Below are 21,944 nucleotides of genomic sequence, written 5' to 3'. Positions count from 1 at the left end.
GTGCCTTAACTCACATCAGACGGGACTTCAGGTCCACGGCGCCGGGACGAAAGACCCTGGATGATGGAGGGCATGCCCCGCCTCCCCTCCGTCCCCGCGCTCCGCCGTTGCGTGGACCGGTGGGCGGTCTCGCCCCGCGCCCTCGACGTCGTCGCCGCGCTCTTCGCCTTCGGCCTGATGGTCCTGGACGTGCCGGGGCTCGCCCGCGCCGACAACTCCCTCACCGGCGTCACCGCGACCCTCGTCCTCGCCGGCGGGGCGGCCACGCTGGTGCTCCGGCGGCGGCTGCCCTGGGTCCCGTACGTCGTCGCGCTCGGCCTGATGGGCTGGCTGCACGAACTGACCATGATCCAGTTCGCGCTGTACTCGATCGGCCGCTACCGGGGACGGCGCGCCGCGATCACCGCGACCCTGCTGTACGTCGCCGTGGCGTACGGCTACTTCCTGACGCCCGGCTGGCCCGCCGAGCACGGCGAGACCGTCAGCGACTTCCTGAGCCTCGTCGTCCCGATCGGCGTCCTCGCGGCCGGCGTCGGCATCGCCGCGTACCGGACGGACCTCGTCCGCGCCCTGGAGGCCCAGCGCCGCGAGGCCGCCGCCCGGCAGGCCGTGCAGGAGGAGCGGATCTCCGTCGGCCGTGACGTCCACGACCTGGTCGGCCGCGAGCTCACCGTCCTCGCGGTACGGGCCGAGGTCCTCGCCGTACGGGCCAGGGGAGAGGCCCACCAGAAGGACTTCGAGGAGCTCGCGGACACCGCCCGGCGCGCCCACCTCATGCTCAACGAGACGATCGTGCGCCGCGCCGACCGGGACGCCGCGACGCCCGGCCTCGAAGGGCTCCCCGAACTCGCCGGGGAGAGCGAGCGCATGGGCGGCCCCGTCGAGCTGACGGTCGCCGAGGAGGCCAAGGCGCTGTCCCCGCTCCGGCAGGCCGCCGTCCACCGCGTCGTCCAGGAGTGCCTGACGAACGCCGCCAAGCACGCCCCGGGCCTCCCGGTGACCGTCGCGATCACGGTCGAGGGGCCCGACCTGCGGATCGAGGTCCGCAACCCGCTGCCGAAGAGCCCGCCGGACCCGTCGCCCGTCTCGACCGGCACCGGCCTGGTCTCCATGGAGGAGCGGGTCACCAGCATGGGCGGCACCCTGAAGGCCCGCCGGGAGAGCGGCACGTACGCCGTGACGGCGCTGCTCCCGACGGGCCTGGACCGCTAGGGCCTGTCCGGCGGATCAGGGGCGGAGCGGCTCCAGACCGCCTCGGGCCGAAAGTCCCGAATGGGGTGGGTCCGATGTCCTGTCGGTGCCGCTCCGTAGACTGGCCCCGTGAGCGAGCCGAGCGACCCGAATGACCAGTTCGACGACATCGTCGACGAAGAGACGAACCGCGACCCCGACCTGGCGGTGATCGAGGCCGGCAGCCGCACCCTGCGCACGCAGGGCGGATCGCCGCAGGGCGACCCCGTGCCCAGCCGCCCCGAGGACCCCGAGGTGGAGAAGGCGCTGCGCGAGGTCGAGACCGAGCTGTCCACGCGCTGGGGCGAGACCAAGCTGGAGCCCTCCGTCACCCGGATCGCGGCCCTGATGGACGTCCTCGGCGAGCCGCAGCGCGCGTACCCCTCGATCCACATCACCGGCACCAACGGCAAGACGTCGACGGCCCGCATGATCGAGGCCCTGCTCGGCGCCTTCGAGCTGCGCACCGGGCGCTACACCTCGCCGCACGTGCAGAGCATCACCGAGCGGATCAGCCTGGACGGCGCCCCGATCTCCGCCGAGCGGTTCATCGAGACGTACCAGGACGTCAAGCCGTACGTGGAGCTGGTCGACGCCCGCGAGGAGTACCGGCTCTCCTTCTTCGAGGTCATCACCGGCATGGCGTACGCCGCGTTCGCGGACGCCCCGGTCGACGTGGCCGTCGTCGAGGTCGGCATGGGCGGCACCTGGGACGCGACGAACGTCATCGACGCCTCCGTCGCCGTCGTCACCCCCATCGACCTCGACCACACCGACCGGCTCGGCGCGACGACCGCCGAGATCGCGGCCGAGAAGTCCGGGATCATCAAGCAGGGCTCGACGGTCATCCTGGCCCAGCAGCCGGTCGACGCGGCCCAGGTGCTGCTGAAGAAGGCCGTCGAGACGGACGCGACCGTGGCCCGTGAGGGCATGGAGTTCGGCGTCGTCTCCCGCGAGGTCGCGGTCGGCGGCCAGCTCCTCACCCTGCGCGGCCTGGGCGGCGAGTACGACAACGTCTACCTGCCGCTGCACGGCGCCTACCAGGCGCACAACGCGGCGGTGGCGCTCGCGGCGGTCGAGGCCTTCTTCGGGATCGGCGCGGAGCACGCCAGGACCCTGGACCTCGACACCGTCCGCCGGGCCTTCGCCCAGGTGGCCTCGCCGGGCCGTCTGGAGATCGTCCGCTCCTCGCCGACCGTCATCCTGGACGCCGCGCACAACCCGCACGGCGCGCGGGCCACGGCGGAGGGCGTCAGCGAGGCCTTCGGCTTCTCCCGGCTCATCGGCGTGGTCTCCACGAGCGGCGACAAGGACGCGAAGGGTCTCCTGGAGGCCTTCGAGCCGATCTTCGCGGAGGTCGTGATCACCGCGAACTCCAACCCGCGGGCCACCGACGTGGACGCGCTCGCCGCGACCGCGGTCGAGGTCTTCGGCGAGGACCGGGTCGTCGTCGAGCCGCGGCTGCCCGACGCGATCGAGGCGGCCATCACCCTCGCGGAGGAAGAGGGCGAGTACGGCGGCGCGGGTGTCCTCGTGACCGGTTCGATCTTCACGGTCGGCGACGCCCGGCTGCTGCTGCGAAGGGGCTGAACCCGATGCGTGTGCTCTGTTCCTCGACGCTGATCGGCGAGTTCTTCGTGATCGGCTTCGCCGGTCTCGTCGCCATGAAGGACGACAGCCTCGCGACGTCCACCGTCTGGTGGGTCTGCGGTGCGGCCATGCTCGTCTCCGTGCTGCTGTGCGGGATGATCACCCGGCCCGGCGGGGTGCAGCTGGGCTGGGCCCTGCAGATCGGGCTGATCCTCAGCGGCTTCTTCGTCCCGACGATGTTCTTCCTCGGCGCGGTCTTCGCCGGTCTGTGGTGGGCCTCGGTGCACTACGGGCGGCGGATCGACGAGGTGAAGGCGAGCTGGGCCGCCGCGCAGGCCTCGGCAGGGCCTGACGCTGCGTAATCGCGGACCGTGGGGGCCCTGTAGCCTCGGAGTCCCGCACACCGCTTTTCCGAAGGAGTTCCCCCGTGAGCCAGCGATCGCTCGTCCTGCTCAAGCCCGACGCCGTCCGCCGTGGCCTGATCGGCGAGGTCATCGGCCGCATCGAGCGCAAGGCCGGCTGGACCATCACGGCCCTGGAGCTGCGCACGCTGGACCAGGACACGCTGGAGCAGCACTACGGCGAGCACAAGGGCAAGCCCTTCTACGAGCCGCTGATGGGGTTCATGCAGTCCGGCCCGGTCGTCGCGCTCGTCGTCGAGGGCGAGCGGGTCATCGAGGGCCTGCGCACGCTGGCCGGCCCGACCGACCCGATCGCCGCCGCGCCGGGCTCCATCCGGGGCGACTTCGGCACCATCGTCCGGGAGAACCTGATCCACGCCTCGGACTCGGAGGAGTCCGCCGCGCGCGAGCTGAAGATCTTCTTCCCGGGTCTCGTCTGATCTGACCAGCGGTCAGCCGAACGAAGCACCCTGTGGGGCGGCCGAAGGAATTTCGGTCGCCCCCAGGCATATGAACGCCAATCCCGGGAACGGATCGCCGCGTCCTGCCGTCACCTGTACAGAGGTGGACCACCGCGCGCCCATCCGTGCGGGCGGCACTACGATGGAAAACTCCACGCCGCACCACTCTCAGCCATGGGAAATCAAGGGGAACTCAATGTCGTTCATCGGCCGTGACATGGCTGTCGACCTCGGGACCGCCAACACGCTGGTGTACGTCAGGGGTCGAGGCATCGTTCTGAACGAGCCGTCGGTCGTCGCCATCAACACCAACACCGGGGGCATCCTCGCGGTCGGCGCCGAGGCGAAGAAGATGATCGGCCGGACCCCCGGCAACATCGTCGCCGTGCGTCCGCTCAAGGACGGTGTGATCGCGGACTTCGAGATCACCGAGCGGATGCTCCGCTACTTCATCCTGAAGATCCACAAGCGCCGCTACCTGGCCCGCCCCCGCGTCGTCGTCTGCGTGCCCTCCGGCATCACCGGAGTCGAGCGCCGCGCCGTCATCGAGGCCTCGACCCAGGCCGGCGCCCGTCAGGTCCACATCATCGAAGAGCCCATGGCGGCGGCCATCGGCGCGGGCCTCCCCGTCCACGAGGCCACCGGCAACATGGTCGTCGACATCGGCGGCGGCACCACCGAGGTCGCCGTCATCTCCCTCGGAGGAATCGTCACGGCACAGTCCATCCGGGTGGCCGGCGACGAGCTGGACAACGCGATCATCCAGCACATCAAGAAGGAGTACTCGCTCCTCCTCGGTGAGCGCACCGCCGAGCAGATCAAGATCACCATCGGCTCCGCGTACGACCTCGACAAGGACGAGCACACCGAGATCCGCGGCCGCGACCTCGTCTCCGGTCTGCCCAAGACCGTGGTCATCTCCGCGGCCGAGGTCCGCAAGGCCATCGAGGAGCCCGTCAACGCGATCGTCGACGCGGTGAAGACCACCCTCGACAAGTGCCCGCCGGAGCTCTCCGGTGACGTCATGGACCGCGGCATCGTTCTCACGGGTGGCGGCGCCCTGCTCCGCGGCCTCGACGAGCGCCTCCGCCGCGAGACCGGCATGCCGATCCACATCGCCGAGGACCCGCTGGACTCGGTGGCCCTCGGCTCCGGCAAGTGCGTGGAGGAGTTCGAGGCCCTCCAGCAGGTCCTGGACGCCCAGCCGCGCCGCTAGCGACACCGCTCCACCCGTACGGCCTCACCCGTACCGCTCCACCCGTACAGCTCAATCCGTACAGCTTCACTCGTACAGCCGAACAACCGAACCACGAGGAAAGGCACGGCCGCCGCACGTGAGGGACACACGAGAGAGCCGGCTGCTCCTGGTGCTGCTGATCGCCATCGCGTTCGCACTGATCACGGTGGACATCCGCGGCGGCCAGGAGTCACCCGTCGACGGTGCCCGACAGGCCGCAGCGGCGGTCTTCGGGCCGGTCGAGAAGGGTGTGGCGGCCGCCGTCGATCCCGTCGGCAACGCCATAGGCGCGGTACGGGACTCCGGCGAGCGGCACACGCGGATCGCCGCCCTGGAGAAGGAGAACGCCGAACTCAAGGCGAAGCTCGGCAGCGACGACCGCAACCGCAACCGGCTGCGCGAGCTCGACGCCATGCTCAAGACCGCCGGCGCCGGCCAGTACGGCATCAAGGGCGCCCAGGTCATCGCCATAGGAGCGGCCCAGGGCTTCTCCTGGACCGTCACCATCGACGTCGGCGCCCGCGACGGCATCACCCGGGACATGACCGTGCTCAACGGCTCCGGGCTCGTCGGCCGGGTCACCACCGTCGGCCCCTCCACCTCCACCGTCCTCCTCGCCAGCGACCCCGACTTCACCGTCGGCACCCGCATGGAGAAGAGCGACGAACTCGGCTTCGCCACCGGCCAGGGCGACAGCCCCCTCCTCGTCCAGCTCCTCAACGGCAAGGCCAAGGTCAAGCCCGGCGACCGGCTCGTCACCTTCGGCTCGCGCGCCGACAAGCCCTTCGTGCCCGGCGTCCCCGTCGGCCAGGTCGTCCGCGTCGACCCGGCGGCCGGCGGCCTGACCCGCAACATCTACGTCCGCCCGTACGTCGGCTTCACCAAGCTCGACATCGTCGGCGTCGTCGTCCAGGCGCCGACGTCCGACCCGCGCGACACGGTCCTGCCGCAGAAGCCCAAGCCGGCCCCGACCGTCACCGTCACGGTCACACCGACAGCGACACCACCGGACGGACAGCAGACCGACCAGCAGAACCAGCAGGCACCGCAGGACCAGGGGGGCGTGACACCGTGAAGTTCAACCGCATCCTCCTCTCCGCCACCCTGATCGTGGTGGCCCTGGTCGTCCAGGTCTCCGTCCTCGCCCGCCTCCAACTCCCCGGAGCCGTCCCCGACCTCGTCCTCCTGACCGTCGTCGGCCTCGCCCTCGTCTACGGACCCGTCAGCGGCTCCCTCATCGGTTTCACCGCCGGCCTCCTCTCCGACCTCGCCCCGCCCGCCGACCACGCCGCCGGCCGCTACGCCCTCGTGCTCTGCGTCATCGGCTACCTCGTCGGCCTCGCGAGGCCGGAGAACGGCCGGCTGACCTCCGCGACCGGCCCCATGGCCACCGTCGTCGCCGCGGCCGTCGGCTCCACGCTCCTCTACGCGGGCGTGGGCGCCCTCGTCGGCGACACCGCCGCCCGCCATGTCGGCCTCGGGTTCCTGCTGTTCACCGCGGTCGTCTACGACCTGCTCCTCGCGCCCTTCACGGTGCCGCTCATCATGGCGATCGCCCGCCGCGCGGAGAACGACCCGCTCGCCGACGCCGGCGGCGGCAACGGCTCCGACGTCGCCTCCGGCTGGCTCTCCTCCGGCACGGGCCTGCGGATCGGCACCCAGCGCGGCGGCCTGCGCGTGAAGGCCGCGCGGAGCCGCGCCTCACGCGCCGGGCGCATCAAGGGAGTCAAGCGACTGTGACGACCGGACGCGTCACCGGACGCAGCAAGGGAGCCGAGCGACCGTGACCGAGGGGGCCCCGGCAGCATGACCAACATCCCCGAGACGGGACGGACCCCCCGGGTCCAGATCCGGCTCGTCGTCATCCAGATCCTCGTCTTCTCCCTGCTGCTCACGCTGGGGGGCCGGCTCTGGTACCTCCAGATCCGCAACGGCAAGGAGTACACGGACGAGGCGAAGAACAACCACGTCCAGCAGGTCGTCCAGCCCGCCGTCCGCGGCTCGCTCCTCGACGCCCGCGGCGTCCCGCTCGCCGACAACGAGACCCGGCTCGTGGTCTCCGCGTCCCGCACCGAGCTCATGAAGATGAAGGACCGCGGCAAGGCCGTCCTGACCCGGCTCGCCGACGTCCTCGACATGAAGTCCGACGAGGTCGTCAACAAGATCCGGCTCTGCGACTCCAAGACGCCCAAGCCCTGCTGGAACGGTTCGCCCTACCAGCCGATCCCCGTCACCGACGAGGCCACCACCCAGCAGGCCCTCCAGATCCGCGAGCGCGCCGAGGACTTCCCCGGCATCACCGCCGAACCCACCGCCGTCCGCCGCTACCCGGCCCCCGGCAAGTCCCGCACCTCGCAGGTCCTCGGCTACCTCTCGCCCGTCACCGACGCCGAGATCGAGAAGGCCAAGGACACCGAGTCGCCGTTCCTCCGCTCCGACCAGGTCGGCCGCTCCGGCCTGGAGCGCACCTACGACAAGGAGCTGCGCGGCAAGGCCGGCGTCACCCGCTACGAGGTCGACAACCTCGGCCGGGTCATCGGCCAGGCCAAGAACGACCCGGCCGTGCCCGGCGCCAACGTCGTCACCTCCATCGACGCCCGCGTGCAGGCGGTCGCCGAATGGGAGCTGCACAACGCGATGGTCGAGGCCCGCAAGGTCGTCGACAGGAACACCAACGAGAACTACAAGGCCGACTCCGGCGCCGTCGTCGTCATGGAGGCCAAGACCGGCCGCATCGTCGCCATGGCCTCGCAGCCCGACTACGACCCCAACGCCTGGGTCGGCGGCATCTCCGCCAAGGACTACTCCGCCCTCACCGGCAAGGACTCCAACTTCCCGCTCCTCAACCGGGCCATCCAGGGCCAGGCCGCCCCCGGCTCCATCTTCAAGGTCATCTCGACCACCGCCGCCGTCAACGCGGGCTACGACTTCGACGGCCGCTACCCGTGCACCAGTTCGTACTCCATCGGCAACCAGGTCTTCAAGAACTTCGAATCGCAGAACCACGGCCCGATCTCGCTCGGCCGCGCCCTCGAAGTCTCCTGCGACACCGTCTTCTACGCCCTCGCCCACCAGCAGTGGATCAAGGACGGCGGGATGAAGCCGAAGAAGAACCCGGGGGACTGGTTCTACAAGACCGCCCACCAGTTCGGCCTCGGCGCCGAGACCGGCATCGACCTCCCCAACGAGGTCTCCGGCCGCGTCCCCGACCGCCAGTGGAAGCAGAAGTTCTGGGAGGACAACAAGGACTGGTGGTGCAAGTACGGCAAGAAGGGCGGCACCTACGTCCAGCAGCTCTCGTACGAGAACTGCCTCGAAGGCAACCTGATGCGCGCCGGTGACTCCGTCAACTACTCCATCGGACAGGGCGACACCCTCGTCACCCCCATCCAGATGGCCACCATCTACTCCGCCATCTCCAACGGCGGCACCCTGTGGAACCCCACCGTCGGCAAGGCCGTCATCAGCCCCGACGGCAAGAACGTACGCGAGATCGCGCCCAAGTCGCACGGCAAGCTGCCCTTCGACAAGGACACCCGCGACTTGATAGACGAAGCCCTCGCGGGAGTCGCCACCCGCGGAACGGCCGCCTGGCGATTCGGCGGCTGGCCGCAGGACAAGATCCCGATGCACGCCAAGACGGGTACCGCCGAGGTCTACGGCAAGCAGACGACCTCCTGGTTCGCCACGTACACCAAGGACTACGCGATCATCATGACGATCGCCCAGGGTGGTACCGGCTCCGGCGCCTCCGGCCCCGCCGTGCGCAACATCTACGACGCGCTCTACGGACTCGACGACGCCGGCAACCAGGACCTCAAGCGGGCCCTGCTGCCGCAGCCGCAGAAGACCCTGCCGAAGATCGAGGCCGACGGCTCCATCGACGCGCCGAAGATCACGCCGTACGATCCCGAGGCCCAGAAGGTCGACGAGACGAAGCCGAAGCCCGACGGCACCCAGCCGCCGGCCGACCCCACGACGCCCGCCAGGAAGCCGGACGACAACCAGCTGGCGGGCCCGCCCGCCCACCGCGGGAGGCTCTGAACCGATGACCGCACCCCACGGCTTCTCCGTCTCCCGGTACGCACCCGAGCGCGGCACCCTCGCCAAGCTGGCCGCCCGCGACTCGGTGCTCCGCCGGCTCGACTGGCCCATCCTGCTGTCGGCGCTCGCCCTCTCCGGCATCGGCTCGCTGCTCGTCTGGTCCGCCACCCGCGGCCGCACCGAGCTCAACCAGGGCGACCCGTACTACTTCCTCTTCCGGCACCTGCTCAACACCGGCATCGGCCTCGCCCTGATGATCGGCACGATCTGGCTCGGCCACCGCACCCTGCGCGGCGCGGTGCCGATCCTCTACGGCCTCTCGATCGTGCTGATCCTCGCCGTCCTCACCCCGCTCGGCGCCACCATCAACGGCGCCCACGCGTGGATCGTCGTCGGCGGCGGCTTCTCCCTCCAGCCCAGCGAGTTCGTGAAGATCACGATCATCCTGGTCATGGCGATGCTGCTCGCCGCCAAGGTCGACGCCGGCGACCAGCTCCACCCCGACCACCGCACCGTCGCCAAGGCCCTCGGCCTCGCCGCGCTCCCCATGGGCATCGTCATGCTGATGCCCGACCTCGGGTCCGTGATGGTCATGGCCGTCATCGTCCTCGGCGTCCTCCTCGCCTCCGGCGCCTCCAACCGCTGGGTCCTCGGCCTCATCGGCGCCGGCATCCTCGGCGCGGTCCTCGTCACCGCGCTCGGCATGCTCGACGAGTACCAGATCAACCGCTTCGCGGCCTTCGCCAACCCCGACCTCGACCCCGCCGGCGTCGGCTACAACACCAACCAGGCCCGCATCGCCATCGGCTCCGGCGGCCTCCTCGGCGCGGGCCTCTTCAAGGGCTCGCAGACGACGGGCCAGTTCGTCCCCGAACAGCAGACCGACTTCGTCTTCACCGTCGCGGGCGAGGAACTCGGCTTCGTCGGCGCCGGCCTGATCCTCGTCCTGCTCGGCGTCATCCTCTGGCGCTCCTGCCGGATCGCCCGCGAGACCACCGAGCTCTACGGCACGATCGTCGCGGCCGGCATCATCGCCTGGTTCGCCTTCCAGGCCTTCGAGAACATCGGCATGACCCTCGGCATCATGCCCGTCGCCGGCCTGCCGTTGCCGTTCGTCTCCTACGGAGGCTCGTCGATGTTCGCCGTCTGGGTGGCGATCGGACTTCTCCAGTCGATTCGCGTACAGCGCCCGATGACGGCCTGACCGCGACTAGATTCGAGGTATGGCCGAGACGAAGCGTGAGATCGAGCGGAAGTACGAAGCCACGGGGGAGACTCCGCTGCCGGACCTCACCCGGGTCGCCGGAGTGGCGGAGGCCGTCGACGACGGCGTCACGGAACTCGACGCCGTCTACCACGACACCCCCGACCTCCGGCTCGCGGCCGACGAGGTCACCCTCCGCCGCCGCACCGGCGGGAGCGACGCCGGCTGGCACGTGAAGTTCCCCGTCGCCGCCGGAATCCGCGACGAGATCAGAGCCCCGCTGAGCGACACCCTGCCGGGCGAGCTCGCGGAGCTCCTGCGCTCCCGCGTCCGGCACGCCGAGATCGTCCCCGTCGTCCGCCTCCGCTCCGCCCGCGACGTCCGCCGGCTGCTCGCCGCCGACGGCACCCCCCTCGCCGAACTCTCCGTCGACACCGTCCACGCCGAACGCCTGCCCGACGGACCGGTGGCCACCTGGACGGAGATCGAGGTGGAACTCGCCGACGACGTGGACGACCCCGCCCTCCTCGACGCCATCGAGAAGCACCTCAAGGAGGCGGGTATCCATCCGTCGGCGGCACCGTCGAAACTGGCCCGCGCCCTGGCGGAGACGGGCCGGGAACCGGAAGTGGCCCCCGACCAAGGCAAACCCGGCGCCGCCGGAACCTCCGGGAAACCCGGTACGTCCGGAGCCGCCGTCCTCGCCTACGTACGGGAACAGGCCGACGCGATCGTCGCGCTCGACCCCGCCGTGCGGCGCGACCTGCCCGACGCCGTCCACCAACTGCGGGTCGCCTGCCGCCGGATGCGCAGCGCCTTCAAGACCTACCGCCGGGTCCTCGACCGGACCGTCACCGACCCCGTCGGCGACGAACTGAAATGGCTCGCCGGGGAGCTCGGCGTCGCCCGCGACCAGGAGGTCCTCGACGCCCGCCTGCGCGCCCGCCTCGCCGACCTGCCTCCCACCCTCACCCTCGGCCCCGTCGAGGCCCGGCTGTCCCGCCGGGACGCCGCCCTCGCCGGGAACGCCCGGCACCAGGCCCTCGCCGCCCTCGACTCCGACCGCCACCTCGCCCTCCTCGACACCCTCGCCGCGCTCCTCGCCGACCCGCCGCTGCGCAAGGCCGCCCGCCGCGACGCCCGCACGGTCCTCGCCCGCGCCGTCCGCAAGGACCACGACCGCCTCGGCGGCCGGATCGAACACGCCCTCGCCCTGGACCCCGGCCACGAGCGGGACCTCGCCCTCCACGAGGCCCGCAAGGCCGCCAAACGCGCCCGCTACGCCGCCGAGGCGGCCCGCCCCACCCTCGGCAAGCCCGCCAGGAAGCTCGCCAAGCGCGTCAAGGCCGTCCAGACCCTCCTCGGAGAACACCAGGACGCCGTCGTCGCCCGCACCGCCCTCCGCGACTGCGCGATCCAGGCCCACGGCGCCGGCGAATCGGCCTTCACCTGGGGACTTCTCTACGGCCGCGAGGAGGCCGCGGCCGCCGAGATCGAGCGGGAGCTCCCGGAGGTCTGGGCCCGCGCCGGGGGCCCGGAACTCACGGCGGCGCTGACCCGCTGAGCACCGGGGTACGCTTGAGAGTCGCCCCCCTGCCAGCTCACGAAGGTTCGAGATGTCTGCTGCCGAGTCTGTCTTCCCGCAGCTCGAAGCTCTGCTCCCGCACGTGCAGAAGCCGATTCAGTACGTCGGTGGAGAGCTGAACTCCACGGTCAAGCCGTGGGAGTCCGCCGACGTCCGCTGGGCGCTGATGTACCCGGACGCGTACGAGGTCGGTCTGCCCAACCAGGGCGTCATGATCCTCTACGAGGTACTGAACGAGCGCGAGGGCGTCCTCGCCGAGCGCACCTACAGCGTGTGGCCGGACCTCGAAGAGCTGATGCGCGAGCACGACGTGCCGCAGTTCACGGTCGACAGCCACCGCCCCGTCGGCGCGTTCGACGTCTTCGGCCTGAGCTTCTCCACCGAGCTCGGCTACACGAACATGCTCACGGCCCTGGACCTGGCGGGCATCCCGCTGGAGTCGAAGGACCGGACGATCGACCACCCGATCGTGCTCGCCGGCGGCCACGCCGCCTTCAACCCCGAGCCGATCGCGGACTTCATCGACGCGGCGATCATCGGCGACGGCGAGCAGGCCGTCCTCGACATGACCGAGATCATCCGCGCCTGGAAGGCCGAGGGCCGGCCCGGCGGCCGCGAGGAGGTCCTCCTCCGCCTCGCGAAGACCGGCGCCGTCTACATCCCGGCGTTCTACGACGTCGAGTACCTCCCGGACGGCCGCATCGGCCGTGTCGTCCCGAACCGCTCCGGCGTGCCGTGGCGCGTCTCGAAGCACACCGTCATGGACCTCGACGAGTGGCCGTACCCCAAGCAGCCCCTCGTCCCGCTCGCGGAGACCGTCCACGAGCGCATGTCCGTCGAGATCTTCCGCGGCTGCACCCGCGGCTGCCGCTTCTGCCAGGCCGGCATGATCACGCGCCCCGTGCGGGAGCGAAGCATCACCGGCATCGGCGAGATGGTCGAGAAGGGCCTCAAGGCGACGGGCTTCGAGGAGGTCGGCCTCCTCTCCCTGTCCTCCGCGGACCACACCGAGATCGCCGACATCGCGAAGGGCCTGGCGGACCGGTACGAGGAGGACAAGATCGGCCTGTCCCTCCCCTCGACCCGCGTCGACGCGTTCAACGTCGACCTGGCGAACGAGCTCACGAGGAACGGCCGCCGCTCCGGCCTGACCTTCGCCCCCGAGGGCGGCTCCGAGCGCATGCGCAAGGTCATCAACAAGATGGTCTCGGAAGAGGACCTCATCCGTACCGTCGCCACCGCGTACGGCAACGGCTGGCGTCAGGTGAAGCTGTACTTCATGTGCGGCCTGCCGACGGAGACCGACGAGGACGTCCTCCAGATCGCCGACATGGCGATCAACGTCATCGCCAAGGGCCGCGAGGTCTCCGGCCAGAACGACATCCGCTGCACCGTCTCCATCGGCGGCTTCGTCCCCAAGCCGCACACCCCCTTCCAGTGGGCCCCGCAGCTGTCGGCCGAGGAGACGGACGAGCGCCTGCGCAAGCTCCGCGACAAGATCCGCGGCGACAAGAAGTACGGCCGCTCGATCGGCTTCCGCTACCACGACGGCAAGCCCGGCATCGTCGAGGGCCTCCTCTCCCGCGGCGACCGCCGCCTCGGCGCGGTCATCCGCGCGGTGTACGAGGACGGCGGCCGCTTCGACGGCTGGCGCGAGCACTTCTCGTACGACCGCTGGATGGCCTGCGCCGAGAAGACGCTGCCCGAGGTCGGCGTGGACGTCGCCTGGTACACCACCCGCGAGCGCACCTACGAGGAGGTCCTGCCCTGGGACCACCTGGACTCGGGCCTCGACAAGGACTGGCTCTGGGAGGACTGGCAGGACGCCCTCGACGAGACCGAGGTCGAGGACTGCCGCTGGACCCCGTGCTTCGACTGCGGCGTCTGCCCGCAGATGGACACGCACATCCAGATCGGCCCGACCGGCAAGAAGCTGCTGCCGCTGACGGTCGTCAATCAGTAACGCTTGAGTGACGGCCCGGCGAAGGGGAAACCCTTTGCCGGGCCGTCGCGTCATTTCCGGCATGAACACGGAGAAGGCCAGGTCGCAGCCCCAGAACGAGCCCGCGGGGTGTCTCACGGGGGTGGCGCGCGCCATCGCCCTGGTGGTCGTCCTGCCGGTACGGCTGGTCTGGGACGCGCTCGGCTGGTGCCTCACGCAGCTGTGGCGCCGGGTCCTCGCCCCGGTCGGCCGGGCCCTCGGGTGGCTGATCCACCACCTGGTCGTCGTTCCGCTGCGGTTCCTGTGGGAGTGGGTGCTCGCCCCGGTCGGCCGGGCCCTCTGGTGGGTGACCGACCTGCTGGTCGTCACGCCCCTGAAGTGGCTCGGGCGCCGGGTCCTCCTCCCCGTGGCCAAGGCCGTCTGGTGGGTCGTCGACCTGCTGCTCGTCACCCCGCTGACCTGGCTCTGGCGGTACGTGCTCGCGCCGGTCGGCCGGGCGGTCGGCGTCGCGGTCGCCTGGGCCTGGGGAGTGGCCGGCCAGATCTCCCGGGCCCTCGGGCGTGCCGTCGGCTGGGTGCTGTGGAACCTGGTCGGGCGCCCCCTCGCCTGGACGTACCGGGTGATCCTCACGCCCGTCGGCCACTGGCTGCGCACCTGGGTGTGGGCGCCCGTCGCCGTCGCCGCCCGGGCCGTCCGCGCCGCCGCCCGCGAGCTCCGCCTCGCCCTCTTCGGCGGACCCCGCTGACCGAGCCCGGGGAACCGGAGGCGGCCCGGGCGCGTACTCTGGGTAGTACAACGAACGTCCCCGGCGTGGCGCCCGCCCCCGAGATCTCCCCGCGGAAGCGGGGGTGAACCGGGCGGGACCCCCAGGGCCCGTACATCTCGTGGACGGCGCCAGCCGCGCCGCCCCGCATCGAGGAGAAGAACCACTGGGCAAGCGACAGCCCGAAGGCCCGCCGCCCGCACCGGCGGTGCAGCGCATCCGACTGCGCTACACCAAGCGCGGCCGCCTCCGGTTCACCAGCCACCGTGACTTCCAGCGCGCCTTCGAGCGTGCGCTGCGCCGTGCCGAGGTGCCCATGGCGTACTCGGCGGGCTTCACCCCGCACCCGAAGGTGTCGTACGCCAACGCCGCCCCGACGGGCACGGGCTCCGAGGCCGAGTACCTGGAGATCGCGCTCACCGAGACGCGTGACCCGGAGACCCTGCGGGTCCTGCTCGACGAGTCCCTTCCGGCCGGCCTCGACATCACCGACGCCGTCGAGGCCCGGACCTCGGGTCTCGCCGACCGGCTCACCGCCTCCGTGTGGGAGCTGCGGCTCGAAGGCGTCACGGTCGAGGACGCGGAGAAGGCCATCGAGGCGTTTCTCGCGGCCGAGACGGTGGAAGTACAGCGCAAGACCAAGAACGGAGTCCGCACCTTCGACGCCCGTTCCGCCGTCACCGAGCTGACGGCGGCCCGTCCCCAGGGCGATCCCCAGGGTGATAGGCCGCTCGACAGCGCCTGTGCGATACTGCGGCTGGTTGTTCGGCACGTGACACCTGCCGTGCGACCCGACGACGTCCTGTCCGGTCTCCGAGCTGTGGCCGACCTGGCGCCGCCGGTCCCCGCTGCGGTGACCAGGCTGGCGCAGGGGCTCTTCGACGAGGAGTCCGGCACGGTGACCGACCCGCTCGCGCCCGACCGCGAGGCAGCTGCCTCAGCGACGGCGCCGGGTGCCGGTTCCGCGTAGGGAGCGGTCGTCGTAGCGCCGCCCTGGTACTCGGGAGCCACCTGGGTCGGGCAGCGCACAGACCAGGAGACTTTCGCCAGGCCGTCCGCACAGGGCGTACGGAACCGGCGAGCCAGACCTAGAGCTCCCGTGCGGCGCCCGCGCCCCGGACGGCGGCACCGCGCCACAGGCGCGACCGTGCCGCCGGACCGGAACCAGGCGCGGCGCCCGGGAGCGTGACGGGAGAAACCCCGCATGCTCGAGTCCAACGAAGACACCAACGCCCCCGGTGACAAGCTGCCGCCGCGCCGCAGGCGCCGCGCCGCTTCCCGGCCGGCCGGTCCGCCGGTGACGGACGCGACCGCCGAGACCACGGAGACCCCGGCGGCCGCCGAGGCCCCCGCCGTGGAGGCCGCCCCGGTCGAGGCCGAGGCCGCCCCCGCGCCGCGTACCCGCCGCCGGGCCACCCGTAAGGCCACCGCGGCAGTGGTCGCTGAGGAAGCCGCGGAGCCCGTGGTCGCTGCCGCTCCGGCCGCCGAACCGGTGGTCGCTGCCGAGTCGGTCGTCGAAGAGGCCCCCGAGGCCGCCCCGGCCCGTACCCGCCGCCGTGCCACCCGTAAGGCCACCGCGCCGGTGACCTCCCCGGCCGCCGCCGAGCCGGTCGCCGAGCCCGTCGCCGAGGCCGTGGAAGCGGTCGAGGCCGTGGAGGAGGCCCCCGAGGCCGCCCCCGCCCGTACCCGCCGCCGTGCCACCCGTAAGGCCACCGCTCCGGCCGGCGCGCCCGCTGCCGCCGAGGAGACCGTGGCCGTGGCCCCGGCCGCTGTCGCCGAGCCGGTCGCCGAGGTCGTGGAGGAGGCCCCCGAGGCCGCCCCGGCCCGTACCCGCCGCCGTGCCACCCGTAAGGCCGCCTCGCCCGAGCCGGTCGTCGAGACGGCCGCCACCGGCGAGTCGCTGCCCCAGGCCGCCGTCGAGCAGATCGCCGCCGACGAGGCCGAGGTCGCCGCCGCCGAGACCGCCGCCACCCGTGGCCGCGGCCGCCGCCGCGCCACCTCGCCGCAGTTCACCTCCGAGCCGGCCCCGGCCCGCGAGACGCGCCGCGCCGCGCGCCCCGCCGTCGCCGTCTTCCAGGCCCCGGTCTTCGCGGAGCCGATGTTCCAGACCCCGGAGACCGCCGCCATGGCCGCCGCCGTGGTCGAGGAGCCGGAGGAGGAGACCGTCGAGACGGTCGAGGCCGCCGAGGTCGTCGAGGTCGTCGAGACCGAGACCGCCGAGCGCGCCGAGTCCGGCTCCCGCCGCCGCCGTCGCCGTCGTGGCGAGCCCGTCGCCGTCGAGCCCGTCCCGGCCACCGTCGCCGACGAGCCCGAGGTCGAGGCCGTCGCCGACGAGGTGGACGAGGTCGAGGAGGCCGAGGAGACGGACGAGTACGAGGACCGTCCGTCCCGCCGTCGCCGCCGTGGCGGCCGCCGCCGCCGTCGCGGCGAGCTCACCGAGGTCGAGGAGACCGAGGAGGGCGAGGAGCCGCACGCCGAGGACGAGGCCGAGGAGACCGAGGAAGGCGAGGAGGAGCCGGAGGACGCCGAGGCCTACGCCGGCGGTTCCAGCAGCTCCCGTCGCCGCCGCCGTCGCCGCCGTCGCAGCGGGGACGCCTCCGCCGACGTCGAGGCGGGCGAGGAGGACGGCGTCCGTACGGTCGTCAAGGTCCGCGAGCCGCGCCCGGCCCGCGAGAAGACCGAGCCGTCCGACGAGGTCCAGTCCATCAAGGGCTCGACCCGCCTGGAGGCCAAGAAGCAGCGCCGCCGCGAAGGCCGCGAGCAGGGCCGCCGCCGCGTCCCGATCATCACCGAGGCCGAGTTCCTGGCCCGCCGCGAGGCCGTCGAGCGCGTCATGGTCGTCCGCCAGAACGGCGAGCGCACCCAGATCGGCGTCCTGGAAGACAACGTGCTCGTCGAGCACTACGTCAACAAGGAGCAGGCCACCTCGTACGTCGGCAACGTCTACCTGGGCAAGGTCCAGAACGTGCTGCCGTCCATGGAGGCCGCCTTCGTCGACATCGGCAAGGGCCGCAACGCCGTCCTGTACGCCGGTGAGGTCAACTTCGAGGCGCTCGGCATGGCCAACGGGCCGCGCCGCATCGAGGCCGCCCTCAAGTCCGGCCAGTCGGTCCTCGTGCAGGTCACGAAGGACCCGATCGGCCACAAGGGCGCGCGTCTGACCAGCCAGGTCTCCCTCCCGGGCCGCTACCTCGTGTACGTCCCCGAGGGCTCGATGACCGGCATCAGCCGCAAGCTCCCGGACACCGAGCGCGCCCGCCTGAAGACCATCCTCAAGAAGATCGTCCCCGAGGACGCGGGCGTCATCGTGCGCACCGCCGCCGAGGGCGCGAGCGAGGACGAGCTGCGCCGTGACGTCGAGCGCCTGCAGGCGCAGTGGGCCGACATCCAGAAGAAGGCCGCGCAGATCTCGACGTCCGCGCCGAGCCTGCTCTACGGCGAGCCGGACATGACCGTCCGGGTCGTCCGCGACATCTTCAACGAGGACTTCTCGAAGGTCATCGTCAGCGGCGACGACGCGTGGGAGACCATCCACGGGTACGTCTCGCACGTCGCGCCCGACCTGGCCGACCGTCTGTCCAAGTGGACCAGCGAGGTCGACGTCTTCGCGACGTACCGGATCGACGAGCAGCTGATGAAGGCGCTCGACCGCAAGGTCTGGCTGCCGAGCGGCGGCTCGCTGGTGATCGACAAGACCGAGGCGATGGTCGTCGTCGACGTCAACACCGGCAAGTTCACCGGTCAGGGCGGCAACCTCGAAGAGACCGTGACGAGGAACAACCTCGAAGCGGCCGAGGAGATCGTCCGCCAGCTGCGCCTGCGCGACCTGGGCGGCATCGTCGTCATCGACTTCATCGACATGGTCCTGGAGTCCAACCGCGACCTGGTGCTGCGCCGTCTCCTGGAGTGCCTGGGCCGGGACCGGACCAAGCACCAGGTGGCCGAGGTCACCTCGCTCGGTCTGGTGCAGATGACCCGCAAGCGGGTCGGCCAGGGCCTCCTGGAGTCCTTCTCCGAGACCTGCGTCCACTGCAACGGCCGCGGTGTCATCGTCCACATGGAGCAGCCGGCCACCGCCGGTGGCGGTGGCGGCGGCAAGCGCTCGAAGAAGCGCGGCCGCGGCGGCGCCGAGCACGTCCACGAGCACGAGCACGCCGAGGCCGCGGAGCTGGAGGCGGAGACCGCCGAGGCCGAGACCGAGGCCGAGGTCGCCGCGGAGCTGGCCGCCCCGGTGGCCGTGCCGGTGCCGATCGCCCCGGACGAGGAGCTGTACGGCTCCGCCGCCGAGGCGGAGGCCGCCGCCACGCGCGGTCGTGGCCGTCGTCGCGCCACCCGCCGGGTGTCCGCGCCGGTCGCCTCGACGCCCGTCGTCCCGGCGGTCGTGGAGACGGAGGGTGTCGACTTCGAGCCGGCGCCCGTCGTGAAGCCCGCGCCGGTGGCCGCCCCGGTGGCCGAACCCGTCGTCGAGCCGGTGGTCGAGTCGGTGGTCGAGGAGACCGCCGCCCCGGCGCCGCGCGGCCGTCGCCGTGCCACCCGTCGGGTCACGTCCCCGGTCGTCTCGACCACGGACGCGGCCGCCGAGGTCGTCACCGAGCCGGTCGTCGTCGAGGCCGCCCCGGAGCCGGAGCCCGTCGTGGCGCCGGAGCCGGTGGCCGAGCCCGCCGCCGAGGCCGTCGTCGAGCCGGTCGTCGAGGAGGCCCCCGTGGCCGCCCCGCCGCGTGCCCGTCGCCGGGTGGTCCGCAAGGCCACCGCTCCCGCCGGTTCGCCCTCGGGCGCCGAGGAGGCGGCCGTCGTCGTGGTGACCACGGCCCCGGCCGAGGCCGCCGAGGCCGAGCCCGCCCCCGTCAAGAAGACGGCGGCGCGCAAGACCGCGGCGAAGAAGACCACCGCCAAGAAGGCCGCCACCAAGAAGACGGCGGCGACCAAGAAGACGGCGGCGAAGAAGACCACCGCCAAGAAGGCCCCGGCCAAGAAGACGGCGGAGAAGACCGCCGCCCCGGCCCAGGACTGACCGGCCGGTGCGGGCCGCTGCCCCTCCTTCGAGGGCGGCCCGCACCACACGGGCGAATTTGACCCTCTGCGGCAGCCGCCCGTAACCTAGACCGTCGGCGTGTCTATCGATGCGCCGCGCCTCTGAGCACCTCCCTCCCGCTCGTCGGGAGAGGCCGCTCGTCCGATTCCGGAACGCCGCGGGCCCCCGGGCCCGTGTGAGCGGCTGGCTTCAGAGGTTTCGATCCCGAGTGAGAGAGAGATCCGCGTGTACGCCATCGTGCGCAGCGGTGGTCGCCAGCACAAGGTTGCTGTCGGCGACATCGTTGAGGTTGACAAGATTTCCACTGCCAAGGTTGGCGACACGGTCGAGCTCTCGACCCTGCTCGTTGTCGACGGCGACGCCGTGACCAGCGACCCGTGGGTCCTGGCCGGTATCAAGGTCACGGCCGAGGTCGTGGACCACCACAAGGGCGCCAAGATCGACATCCTGCGCTACAAGAACAAGACCGGCTACCGCCGTCGCCAGGGTCACCGTCAGCAGTACACGGCGATCAAGGTCACCGGTATCCCCGCGGCTGCGAAGTAAGAGGGACTGAGACATGGCACACAAGAAGGGCGCATCGTCCACCCGGAACGGGCGCGACTCCAATGCCCAGCGGCTCGGCGTGAAGCGCTTCGGCGGTCAGGCCGTCAACGCGGGTGAGATCCTGGTCCGCCAGCGTGGCACCCACTTCCACCCGGGCGCGGGCGTCGGCCGTGGCGGCGACGACACGCTGTTCGCCCTGCAGGCCGGTGCGGTGCAGTTCGGCACCCACCGTGGCCGCAAGGTCGTGAACATCGTTCCGGTCGCCTGATCGGAACTCTTTGCGGAGGCGGACCTCACTTCCCGGACCGGGAAGCGGGTCCGCCTTTCGCGTGTTACTAGATAGACATTCCGCACGTAAGTAATTCTCTGGAGGCACAACCATGACCACCTTCGTGGACCGCGTCGAGCTGCACGTCGCCGCGGGTAACGGAGGCCACGGCTGCGCCTCCGTCCACCGGGAGAAGTTCAAGCCGCTCGGCGGCCCCGACGGCGGCAACGGCGGGCGCGGCGGCGACGTGATCCTGGTCGTCGACCAGTCGGTCACCACCCTCCTCGAGTACCACCACTCCCCGCACCGCAAGGCGACCAACGGTCAGCCCGGCGCCGGCGACAACCGCTCCGGCAAGGACGGCCAGGACCTGGTCCTGACCGTGCCCGACGGCACCGTCGTCCTCGACAAGCGGGGCAACGTCCTCGCCGACCTGGTCGGCGAGGGCACCACCTTCATCGCCGGCCAGGGCGGCCGTGGTGGCCTCGGCAACGCCGCGCTGGCCTCGGCCCGCCGCAAGGCCCCCGGCTTCGCGCTCCTCGGCGAGCCCGGCGAGGCCCGCGACATCGTCCTGGAGCTCAAGACCGTCGCCGACGTGGCCCTGGTGGGCTACCCGAGCGCCGGCAAGTCCTCGCTGATCTCCGTCCTGTCGGCCGCCAAGCCGAAGATCGCGGACTACCCGTTCACCACGCTCGTCCCGAACCTCGGCGTGGTCACGGCCGGTTCGACCGTCTACACGATCGCCGACGTGCCGGGCCTGATCCCGGGCGCCAGCCAGGGCCGCGGCCTCGGCCTCGAGTTCCTCCGCCACGTCGAGCGCTGCTCGGTCCTGGTCCACGTCCTCGACACGGCGACGCTGGAGTCCGAGCGCGACCCGGTCACCGACCTCGACGTCATCGAGGAGGAGCTCAAGCAGTACGGCGGCCTGGAGGACCGGCCCCGGATCGTCGTCCTCAACAAGATCGACATCCCGGACGGCCAGGACCTCGCGGACATGATCCGCCCGGACCTGGAGGAGCGCGGCTACCAGGTCTTCGAGATCTCCGCCGTGGCCCGTACGGGTCTGAAGGAGCTCTCCTTCGCCCTCGCCGGCATCGTCGCCGAGGCGCGCGCGGCCAAGCCGAAGGAGGAGGCGACCCGGATCGTCATCCGCCCGAAGGCCGTCGACGACGCGGGCTTCACCGTCACGTACGACGAGAACGAAGAGGTCTACCGGGTGCGCGGCGAGAAGCCGGAGCGCTGGGTCCGCCAGACCGACTTCAACAACGACGAGGCCGTGGGCTACCTGGCCGACCGCCTCAACCGCCTCGGCGTCGAGGACCAGCTGATGAAGGCCGGTGCCCGCGCGGGCGACGGCGTCGCGATCGGCTCCGAGGACAACGCGGTCGTCTTCGACTGGGAGCCCACCATGATGGCCGGCGCCGAGATGCTCGGCCGCCGCGGTGAGGACCACCGTCTGGAGGCCCCCCGCCCGGCGGCCCAGCGCCGCCGCGACCGCGAGGCGGAGCGCGTCGACCCGGAGCGCGAGTACGACGAGTTCGACCCGTTCTAGGACCTGCCCGGTCCGACCCGCCACGGCACCGGGGGGGGGGGGCTAGATGCGCTCCGCAGTGGGATGGCGGTGTTTTTGCTCCCAACGTG

Annotated in this window: 17 protein-coding genes; all 17 read left to right on the top strand. The window is 71.7% G+C overall.

The genetic code is table 11. From position 1 onward, the window contains the following. The first annotated feature begins 72 nt into the window (after window positions 1–72). The 17 genes from ACZ7HT_RS02060 to obgE all read left to right on the top strand — a co-directional run bounded on the left by ACZ7HT_RS02060 (window position 73) and on the right by obgE (window position 21,855). On the top strand, window positions 73–1,212 hold the full coding sequence (locus ACZ7HT_RS02060; protein WP_471158738.1) for a sensor histidine kinase: 1,140 nt from the start codon (window positions 73–75) through the stop codon (window positions 1,210–1,212). 108 nt (window positions 1,213–1,320) lie between these two features. Beyond that, window positions 1,321–2,820: a bifunctional tetrahydrofolate synthase/dihydrofolate synthase gene (gene folC / locus ACZ7HT_RS02055; protein ID WP_471158736.1), complete on the top strand. Its 1,500-nt coding sequence runs from the start codon at window positions 1,321–1,323 to the stop codon at window positions 2,818–2,820. Between the two features lie 5 nt (window positions 2,821–2,825). Then, a complete protein-coding gene (locus ACZ7HT_RS02050; protein WP_471158734.1) occupies window positions 2,826–3,182 on the top strand; it encodes a DUF4233 domain-containing protein in 357 nt (118 codons plus the stop codon). Between the two features lie 65 nt (window positions 3,183–3,247). After that, window positions 3,248–3,661 carry a nucleoside-diphosphate kinase gene (gene ndk, locus ACZ7HT_RS02045; RefSeq protein WP_388848661.1) on the top strand — a complete coding sequence of 138 codons (414 nt, stop codon included), beginning with the start codon at window positions 3,248–3,250 and terminating at the stop codon, window positions 3,659–3,661. Window positions 3,662–3,878: 217 nt separating this feature from the next. Next, entirely contained in the window at window positions 3,879–4,898 is a 1,020-nt protein-coding gene (locus ACZ7HT_RS02040; protein WP_093876113.1) for a rod shape-determining protein, read from the top strand. Window positions 4,899–5,016: 118 nt separating this feature from the next. After that, window positions 5,017–5,994 carry a rod shape-determining protein MreC gene (mreC, locus tag ACZ7HT_RS02035; RefSeq protein WP_471158731.1) on the top strand — a complete coding sequence of 326 codons (978 nt, stop codon included), beginning with the start codon at window positions 5,017–5,019 and terminating at the stop codon, window positions 5,992–5,994. Further along, the gene (gene mreD, locus ACZ7HT_RS02030) at window positions 5,991–6,659 is read left to right on the top strand and encodes a rod shape-determining protein MreD (RefSeq protein ID WP_471158729.1); all 669 of its coding nucleotides are present in this window, start codon (window positions 5,991–5,993) and stop codon (window positions 6,657–6,659) included. The genes mreC and mreD overlap by 4 nt, the downstream gene beginning before the upstream one ends. Window positions 6,660–6,725: 66 nt before the next feature. Continuing rightward, on the top strand, window positions 6,726–8,963 hold the full coding sequence (gene mrdA, locus ACZ7HT_RS02025; RefSeq protein WP_471158727.1) for a penicillin-binding protein 2: 2,238 nt from the start codon (window positions 6,726–6,728) through the stop codon (window positions 8,961–8,963). Between the two features lie 4 nt (window positions 8,964–8,967). Then, window positions 8,968–10,167 (top strand): rod shape-determining protein RodA, encoded by a 1,200-nt coding sequence (gene rodA / locus ACZ7HT_RS02020; protein ID WP_471158725.1) that lies wholly within the window; start codon window positions 8,968–8,970, stop codon window positions 10,165–10,167. 19 nt (window positions 10,168–10,186) lie between these two features. Continuing rightward, window positions 10,187–11,731, top strand: coding sequence for a CYTH and CHAD domain-containing protein (locus ACZ7HT_RS02015; protein WP_471158723.1), 1,545 nt, complete (start codon window positions 10,187–10,189; stop codon window positions 11,729–11,731). 52 nt (window positions 11,732–11,783) lie between these two features. Continuing rightward, a complete protein-coding gene (locus ACZ7HT_RS02010) occupies window positions 11,784–13,715 on the top strand; it encodes a TIGR03960 family B12-binding radical SAM protein (RefSeq protein WP_359510031.1) in 1,932 nt (643 codons plus the stop codon). Between the two features lie 61 nt (window positions 13,716–13,776). Next, window positions 13,777–14,439: a hypothetical protein gene (locus tag ACZ7HT_RS02005; RefSeq protein WP_471158720.1), complete on the top strand. Its 663-nt coding sequence runs from the start codon at window positions 13,777–13,779 to the stop codon at window positions 14,437–14,439. 226 nt (window positions 14,440–14,665) lie between these two features. Further along, window positions 14,666–15,427, top strand: coding sequence for a TIGR03936 family radical SAM-associated protein (locus tag ACZ7HT_RS02000; RefSeq protein ID WP_471158718.1), 762 nt, complete (start codon window positions 14,666–14,668; stop codon window positions 15,425–15,427). 234 nt (window positions 15,428–15,661) lie between these two features. Then, window positions 15,662–19,468, top strand: coding sequence for an Rne/Rng family ribonuclease (locus tag ACZ7HT_RS01995; protein WP_471158716.1), 3,807 nt, complete (start codon window positions 15,662–15,664; stop codon window positions 19,466–19,468). 246 nt (window positions 19,469–19,714) lie between these two features. After that, the gene (gene rplU, locus ACZ7HT_RS01990; protein WP_015033583.1) at window positions 19,715–20,035 is read left to right on the top strand and encodes a 50S ribosomal protein L21; all 321 of its coding nucleotides are present in this window, start codon (window positions 19,715–19,717) and stop codon (window positions 20,033–20,035) included. 13 nt (window positions 20,036–20,048) lie between these two features. Continuing rightward, window positions 20,049–20,303 carry a 50S ribosomal protein L27 gene (gene rpmA / locus ACZ7HT_RS01985; RefSeq protein WP_003976205.1) on the top strand — a complete coding sequence of 85 codons (255 nt, stop codon included), beginning with the start codon at window positions 20,049–20,051 and terminating at the stop codon, window positions 20,301–20,303. A 112-nt stretch (window positions 20,304–20,415) separates the two neighbouring features. Then, window positions 20,416–21,855 (top strand): GTPase ObgE, encoded by a 1,440-nt coding sequence (gene obgE / locus ACZ7HT_RS01980; protein ID WP_471158714.1) that lies wholly within the window; start codon window positions 20,416–20,418, stop codon window positions 21,853–21,855. The last annotated feature ends 89 nt before the right edge of the window (window positions 21,856–21,944 follow it).

It is taken from the genome of Streptomyces sp. NPDC037410, assembly GCF_055602235.1.
The sequence above is the reverse complement of the archived record's forward strand: the minus strand, read 5'-3'. Positions and strand labels throughout refer to the sequence as shown.